This window comes from Nocardiopsis potens DSM 45234 (assembly GCF_000341105.1).
In the GTDB taxonomy this organism is placed as follows: domain Bacteria; phylum Actinomycetota; class Actinomycetes; order Streptosporangiales; family Streptosporangiaceae; genus Nocardiopsis_A; species Nocardiopsis_A potens.
Map to the genome: position 1 here is coordinate 1 of NZ_ANBB01000107.1, position 8,060 is coordinate 8,060.

Annotated in this window: 5 protein-coding genes, 1 tRNA gene and 2 pseudogenes; 3 read left to right on the forward strand and 5 right to left on the reverse strand. The window is 73.5% G+C overall.

Annotated features, from left to right (window positions below):
- From D459_RS34010 to D459_RS0130030, 4 genes and pseudogenes are all read right to left on the reverse strand, one after another.
- Nucleotides 1-183 (reverse strand): annotated as a pseudogene (locus D459_RS34010) (hypothetical protein); the annotation flags it as partial.
- A 265-nt stretch (nt 184-448) separates the two neighbouring features.
- Nucleotides 449-1,234 (reverse strand): chaplin family protein, encoded by a 786-nt coding sequence (locus tag D459_RS0130020; RefSeq protein ID WP_026120889.1) that lies wholly within the window; start codon nt 1,232-1,234, stop codon nt 449-451.
- Between the two features lie 152 nt (nt 1,235-1,386).
- Entirely contained in the window at nt 1,387-2,406 is a 1,020-nt protein-coding gene (locus D459_RS36030) for a hypothetical protein (RefSeq protein ID WP_026120890.1), read from the reverse strand.
- Nucleotides 2,407-2,667: 261 nt separating this feature from the next.
- Nucleotides 2,668-3,990: a M20/M25/M40 family metallo-hydrolase gene (locus D459_RS0130030; RefSeq protein ID WP_017596694.1), complete on the reverse strand. Its 1,323-nt coding sequence runs from the start codon at nt 3,988-3,990 to the stop codon at nt 2,668-2,670.
- Between the two features lie 138 nt (nt 3,991-4,128).
- Here D459_RS0130030 and D459_RS0130035 point away from each other — a divergent pair.
- From D459_RS0130035 to D459_RS33360, 3 genes are all read left to right on the forward strand, one after another.
- Nucleotides 4,129-4,216, forward strand: a tRNA-Leu gene (locus D459_RS0130035).
- A gap of 879 nt (nt 4,217-5,095) precedes the next feature.
- Nucleotides 5,096-6,403, forward strand: coding sequence for a PucR family transcriptional regulator (locus D459_RS34015; protein ID WP_017596696.1), 1,308 nt, complete (start codon nt 5,096-5,098; stop codon nt 6,401-6,403).
- A gap of 149 nt (nt 6,404-6,552) precedes the next feature.
- Nucleotides 6,553-7,524, forward strand: coding sequence for a helix-turn-helix transcriptional regulator (locus D459_RS33360; protein ID WP_081620763.1), 972 nt, complete (start codon nt 6,553-6,555; stop codon nt 7,522-7,524).
- Between the two features lie 64 nt (nt 7,525-7,588).
- Here D459_RS33360 and D459_RS36035 read toward each other — a convergent pair.
- Nucleotides 7,589-8,060 (reverse strand): annotated as a pseudogene (locus D459_RS36035) (hypothetical protein); the annotation flags it as partial.

Genomic DNA, 8,060 nt, shown 5'->3' on the forward strand with positions numbered 1-8,060 from the left:
GGCGTTGCCGGCCACGTTCACCGGGACGTTCCCGTCGACGACCAGCTGGTTGCCGCCGAGGATCGAGCCGTTGCCCGAGGTCTCCACGGTGCCGGCGTCGGCGAAGGAGACACCCGCGCCGAGGGCGACGAAGCCGGTGGTGAGCAGGACGGCCTTTGCTGAGATTCGGGCCCACTTGCGCATGTGGGATTTCCTTTCAGGGACGTGAAAGCGGATGAGATGGAATCAATGGGACTGCGTGACTGCGGGACCCCGGGGGGCCGGCGCCCGTGGGAGGGGCGCCGGGCCTCGCGGTCGGCGGGCGTCTCGGCGTCCGGCGTGCCTGGCGGACACGCTCCGTGGTCAGCTCCGCTCCGGGGAGCGGCGGCTGACGTGAACCCCGCGAACGTGGCCGCGCCCGCGGGACTCGCGTCAGCCCCCGGTCACGAGGACCGGGAGGCCGATCCGGTTACCTGCCGATCCGGCTCTTGCGGCGCCCCATGACCAGGGCGCCCAGGCCGGCCACCACCGCGGCGGCGCCGGCCGCCGCCATGGCCAGCACCGCGGATCCGGTCAGCGGCAGCGCGGGCTCGGTGCGGTCCTCGGCGACCGGGGCGGGGTCCTTCTCACCCGGCTCCCCGGGGCCGCCGGGGTGCCCCGGGCCCCCGGGCTCGTCGCCGCCGTCGTCGTGGCCGCCGTCGTCACCGCCGTCGTCGTGGCCGCCGTCATCGCCGCCGTCGTCGCCACCGTCGTCGTGGCCGCCGTCGTCGTGGCCGCCATCGTCGTGGCCGCCGTCATCGTCGCCACCATCGTCGTGACCGCCGTCGTCGTGGCCGCCGTCATCGCCGCCGCCGGTGGAGGCCCCGGAGTCCTCGCAGACCGCCCCGGCGTTGCCGGCCACGCCCACCGCGTTGCCGCAGGCGTTCACCGGAGCGTCCACGTCGGCGTCGATCTGGTTGCCGCCGAGGATCGAACCGTTGCCCGAGGTGGAGGAGGACGAGGAACCGGAGTCCTCGCTGACCGCCCCGGAGTCCTGGCAGGCCGCGGCGGCGTTGCCGAGCACGGCGATCGCGTTGCCGCACAGGTTGATCGGCAGGTCGACGTCGAGGTCCGTCTGGTTCCCTCCGCCGATGGAGCCGTTCCCGCTGGTGCTGTTATCGGCGATGGCCGGAGTGGTGGCGAGCGCGAACGGTGCCGTGGAGAGCACACCGGCCGCGATGAAGGCGGTCACTGCGGTCCTTGTGGTGCTGGGCATGATGCTGGTCCTTTGCGTTGCGGCACAAGCCGAGCGGGGTGTTGAGACGGGATGCGCGTGCCCCCTGCGGGCACGGAGAACAGGCGGAGGCGCTGGAGCGGCCGCACGGCATCGCCGGGGCGCGGCGGCGCCCGCCGCCTGGAGAGGTGGAACTAGTCGGGCGAGAACGACGGGTCGTCCGCGGCGTCGCGGACCACCAGGGTCGGGTCGCCGGGCAGGTCGACGCGGTGCGCGAACGGGCGCAGCGTGTCGGCGCGCTGCTGCAGCAGGAAGCCTGCGGCGGGCGCGGGGACCGGGGACGAAGGTCCGCCGGTGGAGTCGGATCCGGAGGTGCGGGGGTGGCCGGGCGCGCCGATCGCGCCCTGCTCGCCGCCGTCCACGGAGTCCGCGGGGACGGCCGCGGGTATCCGGGCGGTGCCCGGTGCGGCCGGGGCCTGCGCGGACGCGGAGGACGCGCGCTGCTCGGCGCCGTCCTTCTCCTCGCCGCGCTCGTCCCCGCTCCGGTCGCCGGAGCGCTCGGAGGAGTCCTCGGAGGCGCCGTCGGACGGCCGCTCGGTGAGGTCGGCGGCGCCCTCGACGGTGCGCTCCAGACCCTCCTGCAGCCGGCTGCCGGTGCTCCCGATGCCGGAGACCGCGTCGGCGAGGTCGCCCTCGGCGAGCGATCCCCCGGTGACCGAGCGGCCGGCCTCGACGGTGCCGGAGACGACCCCTTCGGCCTGCTCCTCCACGGCGCCGACGGTTCCCCCGACGGCGCCGCCGGTGCGCTGGACCGTGTCCTGCACGCCGCCGACCGCGCCCTGCACGGTGCCGCCGACGGCCTCGCCGACCGGCGCCCTGCCCTCGGTGCCGGCCTCGGACGGCACCGCGGCGCGCAGGCCGCTCAGTCCGGAGCCGTTCAGCCCGGAGCCGTCCGGCCCGGCCCCCCTGAAGGAGGGGCCCTGCTTCCCGGCGGAGGAGACGAGGCGCTCGCTCTGCTCGGCGGCGCCGTCGACGATCGCCTCGGCCCCGGCGGTGCCGGGGGCGTCGGGCACGTCGGCCTGGGCGGCGGACGCGCCGAGGAGCCACCCCCCGGCCACCAGGCCGAGGAGGACCGCGGCCCGCCCGAGCGCCCGGCTCCCGCGCAGACGCGCAGCAGCGGGGAGCCCCCGCCGTACGCGTTCGTTCTGCGCCATGAAGCCACCTCGTGCACACCGATGGACGGATACGAGCGGCCGGATTCCGGCCGTCGGCAGAGGCCCTCCTCCGCCGACCGAGAGTCACGCTAGCACCACTCTGGGCGATCGTCCGGGTAAAAACGGGGAACCGGAACGGATTTTTTTCGGGTTCTCCCTCCTCCCCTCCCCATCCGATTCACCGCCCTCCCCCGTGCCCGGACACCGAAAAGGGAGGGGCGGCACGGCGTGCCGCCCCTCCCCTCCCTGCCGTGCCGGGGATCAGCTCAGATCGATGAACCGGTCCAGGACCCGGGCGCCGAAGCGGAGCGAGTCGACCGGAACCCGCTCGTCGACGCCGTGGAACATGCCGGAGAAGTTGAGCTCGGGCGGGAGCTTCAGCGGGGCGAACCCGAAGTTGCGGATGCCGAGCCGCTGGAAGCTCTTCGCGTCGGTGCCGCCGGACATGCAGTAGGGCACCGCCTTCGACCCGGGGTCCTCCTCCTCCAGCGCCCGGCCCATGGCCGAGACCAGCCCGCCGGAGAACTCGGTCTCCACCGACGGCAGGTACTGGATGAACTCCCGGTCGACCTTGGGGCCGAGCAGCCGGTCGATCTCGGCGAAGTACTCCTCCTCCATCCCGGGCAGGAACCTGCCGTCGACCTGCGCGGTCGCGGTGCCGGGGATCACGTTGGCCTTGTAGCCGCCGGAGAGCACGGTCGGGTTGACCGAGTTGCGCAGGGTGGCGCCGATCATCCCGGCGACGGGGCCGAGCCGCTCCAGGGCGGCCTCGGGGTTCCGCTCGTCGAAGGGGATCCCGAACTCCTCGCAGACCTCCTCCAGGAAGGTCCGCACGGTCTTGGTGAGCCGGACGGGGAACTCGTGCCGGCCCAGCCGCGCCACCGCCTCGGCCAGCTCGGTGACGGCGTTGTCGTCGTTGACCATCGAGCCGTGCCCCGCGGTGCCGCGCGCGGTCAGCCGCATCCAGGCGATGCCCTTCTCCGCGGTCTCGATCAGGTAGAGCCGGCGGCCCTCCTCCACGGTGACGCTGAACCCGCCGACCTCGCTGACCGCGTCCGAGCAGTCCGCGAAGAGCTCGGGGTGCCGGTCGACCAGCCACTGCGCCCCGTAGCTCCCGCCGGCCTCCTCGTCGGCGAGGAAGGCCAGCACGATGTCGCGCGGCGGCTTGCGCCCGGTGCGCATCCGCTCCCGGACCACCGCCAGCATCATCGCGTCCATGTCCTTCATGTCGACGGCGCCGCGCCCCCACACGCACCCGTCGGCGACCTCCCCGGCGAACGGGTCATGGGTCCAGTCCGCCGCGTCGGCCGGCACCACGTCCAGGTGCCCGTGGAGCAGCAGCGGCGCCCGCGAGGGGTCCTCCCCCTCGATCCGCGCCACCAGGCTGGTCCGCTTCGGCGCGGACTCGAACACCTGCACCTCCACCCCGACCTCGTCGAGCTTGGCCGCGGTGTACTCCGCCGCCTCCCGCTCCCCCGGCCCGGACCCGTCCCCGTAGTTCGACGAGTCGATCGCGATGAGCTCCCGGCACAGCTCCACGACCTCCTCCTCCGCCCCCGCCTTCCGCTCCACCGGCTCCGCCATGGATCCCAGCTCCTCTCCGCACTCCGCGACTGCCGTCCCCAGAACCCTCCCACCCCCGCCGGGAGAAAACGATGTCCGCCCACCCCCGGACCTTTGCTATGGTTGACCCTGTCCGGCGCTGAGGCGCCGTCCACACCGGTCCGGGTGGCGGAATAGGTAGACGCGCTAGCTTGAGGTGCTAGTGCCCGTTAAGGGCATGGGGGTTCAAGTCCCCCCTCGGACACCAGCTTCGGCTGATACGGCGGAGATCCGGTTCGATCCGGGCCTCCGCCGTTCGTGTTCTCCGGGGCGGCCCGGTGCGGCCCTCCCGTCTCCGCCGGCTCGGCGCGGCCCTTCGGCGGCAGTACCCGGTGTGCCGAGAGCCGCCCCGTCCTCTCTCCGACCGCGGGGATTCCCTTCCCCTTCCGGGAGGAGCGAATTCGGGGATGGTCCGGGCCGCCACCCCGGAGTAGAGTCCCGGGCCGATTCCCGATCAGGTTGGAAAAGAATCCCCGGCGGGCCCTCGAGGAGACCGGGAAGGTGACGTAGCCTCCGATCCCCGGTTCAGCGGAGGCGGACGCCCCCGAACGGACCGGAACCGACCGCGGATTCCGGCGGAGAATCCCAGGACCGGACTCCGCCATGAGGGAGAGCGCATGCCGAGGAAAGACGGAGAGAAGCCGAAGACCGAGGCGATCATCCTGCACGACGATCCGGGAACCGGGCTCAGGAGGGGCGACAAGACGACCAGCCGGGAACGGGCCGAGAGGTCCATGGTCCCCCGCCGGGTCGAGAATCTGCGCGACTCCCAGAAGAAGGGGAGATCCCGATAAGAGGAGGGCGCGGCGGCCGCGTTCCCGCCGCAGGGCGGCCCGGGGGTCCGCGGGCAGTGCGGCCGGCAGCGGAATCCGTTGTGCGCGCGGGCGGCGCCCCGCGGCTCTGCGACGCCGAGACGGCGGGGACACCGGGGCGGGCCCCGTCCGCGACCGGGGGTGGGGTGCCGCGCCACCCCGCGGTGGTGCGCCGGAACCGTTCTCCGGCGGGGATCCCGATCATGCGCGTGGGCGCAAAGTCCTTGCGCGGGAGACCACGTCCGGACCGGTCCGGCGTGGATAGATTCCGGGCCATGACCCCCTCCCTGGTGCACGCCCCCACGTGGCCCTCCGACGGAGCGGACCGGCGGCCGATGCTGTGGCTGCAGAACTGGCTGCACGGCCACGAGGCCGCGCTGCGCGGCCGCATCCTCCGGCGCCTCCGCCTCGACGCCACTGATTCCGAAGGGGCGGCGCAGCCCGCCGAGGCGCGCCGCGCCCAGCTCGTCACGCTCCACCTGCGCACGCTGGCGGAGTACGCCGGGCACCCGCGCGAACCGGTGCCGGTGCCCTCCGACGTCGAACGGCACGCCCGGTTCGCCGGCACGATGCCGGGATCCACGCTGTCCCCGCTGCTCCACGAGGTGGAGACCGTCCAGACGGAGGTCTGGCTCCATCTCACCAAGTCGCTGCGGGACACCCGCCAGGGGCTGTCGGAGGCCGGGCGCACCGCGGTGCTGGAGCACGCGGCCGCGTTCCTCTCCGGCTACTTCCAGGCGGTGTCGCGGCGGATCGCACTCGTGTACGCGGAGCGCTCCGCCGAGTCGCCCGCCGCCGACCGGATCAGCGTCCGCGACGTCCTGACCCGGCTGCTGTCCGGCGAGATCGACCAGGCGCGCGCCGAATGCCTCGTCGACTACGACTTCGGCACCCCGCACGCGTGCTTCGTCGTGTGGAGCGGCACCGCGCCGGCGGAGGTGCTGGAGAAGGCGGCGGCGCGCCTGGTCGACCGGGCGGGCCCGCACCAGCAGATCACCATGCGCACCTCCGACAACGCCGTGTTCACCTGGGTCTCCTGCGCCGATTCGGACCTGCGCGCCGCGATGGCGGGCCACCGGCTGCCGCACGGCGTGCACGCCGCCTGGGGCATCCGCCACGTCGGCGTGGAGGGGTTCCGCACCACGCACCGCGAGGCCCTGGAGGCCCGCCGCATCCACGTGGCCGCCGGCCGGTCGGGGATGGTCTTCTTCGAGGACGTCGCCGTGGTGGCGCTGGCCTCCCGGGACCTCCGCGCGTGCAGCGACTTCGTCGAGCGGGAGATCGGCGCCGTCGCGCCGTCGGCCGACCCGTCGGGCCGCCTCCTGGAGACCCTGCGGATCTACCTCGACGAGCGGGCGAGCCCCACCCGCGCGGGCCGCCGCCTCAACGTCCACCCCAACACCGTGGTCAAGCGGATCGCCCGGGTCGAGCAGCTCCTCACCCGCCCCGTCGACCCGGCGAGCCTCACCCTGCGCCTCGCCGTGGAACTGGCCCCCCTCACCCGCCAGGCGGGAGCGGCGCCGGCGGACCCCGGCACGTCCGCGGAGGAAGTGCTCACCGGGGGCCTCTCGCAATATCCCTGAAACCCCGCGATCCGTATACTGAACCGCCCGGCGCCCGGATTCATCTCCGATTCATCTCCGGCGCGAATTCCCGAGTGCCGCACCGCCCCCGCCGGTGCGGCCCGCGAAAGAAGTGAGCGGACGGCAGAACGGACCAGGGACCAGGACCCATGCCCACTGTCAGGACTGAGACCACGGCGACAGGCCACCTCCCCCTCGAGGAGGCGTTCCAGATCTGGCACGAGCGAGTCAGCGGCTACCATCACGGCCTGGATTCCGTTTTCCCGGGCGGCGGGCCGCGCTTCCACAGCGATGCGCTCCGTGTGTGGACCGACAACCACCAGGTCCTCACCTGGCGCTCCGACCGCGTCCGCCATCGGAGGACCGAGCGCCACCTGCGCGATGCGCCCGGCGGAGACCCTTTCCTGATCGTCTGCAGCTCGGGGACGATCGTCATCGAGCAGAACAGGGAGCAGATCCTCCTGAGAGCGGGGGAGGCGTGCGTCTTCACCATGGCCAGGCCGCTCATGTTCGAGCATATGGAGCACTCCGGCGCGCTGGCGCTTTCGCTGGAGCGCCGGCCGCTGGAGACCACCTTGTTCGGGCGGCTGCCGCCGTGCCCGGTGGACCTCGGCACGGGGGTGGGGCGGATCGCCAGCGCCATGGTGACCGGTCTCACCGACAACGCGCCCGAGCTCACCCCGGACGAGTTCGACGCCGTGGCCGAGCGCACCACCGACCTGGTCTGCATGGCCCTGCGCGGGCAGAGCGGCGGAGCCGAGCCCGGCGGGCGGCTCGCCGAGATCGCCGCGGCGGCCCAGCGCCACGTGCAGCTGCACGCGGGCGACCCGGGGCTGCGCGGTGAGACGCTCGCCGCGGACCTGGGCTGGTCGCTGCGCCAGCTCCAGCTGGCCCTGCAGACCGTGGGGACCACCCCGCGCCGGCTCATCAAGGACATCCGGCTGGCCCAGGCCCGGGAGCTGCTCACCGACCCGCGCAACACGTCGATGCCGGTGTCCGAGGTGGCCCGCCGCACCGGCTTCACCTCGGCCAGCGCGTTCAGCGCGGCGTTCCGCGAGCGCTACGGCGCCTCGCCGCGGCTGCTGCGCAGCGCCCGGGTGAACGCGGCGGACCCGGTGTGACGCTTTCAGGCCCCGCCTCCCCGGGCACGGGGGCGGCGGGGCGCGGCGCACCGGCACCGGCCCGTCAATCGGCCGCGGGAACGTAACCGCAGACCACTTCCTTGTAGGAGTCGATCTCCTCCGCGTAGATCTCGGCCCATTCCAGGGAGTTCTGGCATCCGTAGACGATCTGCAGCGCGTACGGGTCCCCTTCCAGCTCCGGCGGGACGTCGTCCTCCGTGGGGGGTTCCGGGCAGGAGAGCGGGAAACTGTACTCGAACCCCGGGGACGGGGCAGGGGTGTAGAGCGACGGGCAGGCGTATTCGGCCCAGATCCAGTCCTCTTCGTGGAATTCGCCGTCGTAGCATGCGGAGCCGGGGATCCGGTTCGGCGTGGTCGGGGAGACGTAGCAGTATTCGTAGCAGTTCTCCGACCAGTCCGATCGGCACCGGGGGTCGTCGGGCCCCGAGATCGGAACGGTGTCCTCCGCGGCCTCCCACCCTTCGTCGCCGGGGCAGACCTGCGCACTCGTCTCCGGGTCCTGCAGGCAGTCCTCC

Coding starts and splice junctions, on each gene's coding strand:
- D459_RS0130020 (WP_026120889.1), bottom strand. CDS start 1,234: ATGCCCAGCACCACAAGGACCGCAGTGACCGCCTTCATCGCGGCCGGT.
- D459_RS36030 (WP_026120890.1), bottom strand. CDS start 2,406: ATGGCGCAGAACGAACGCGTACGGCGGGGGCTCCCCGCTGCTGCGCGT.
- D459_RS0130030 (WP_017596694.1), bottom strand. CDS start 3,990: ATGGCGGAGCCGGTGGAGCGGAAGGCGGGGGCGGAGGAGGAGGTCGTG.
- D459_RS34015 (WP_017596696.1), top strand. CDS start 5,096: ATGACCCCCTCCCTGGTGCACGCCCCCACGTGGCCCTCCGACGGAGCG.
- D459_RS33360 (WP_081620763.1), top strand. CDS start 6,553: ATGCCCACTGTCAGGACTGAGACCACGGCGACAGGCCACCTCCCCCTC.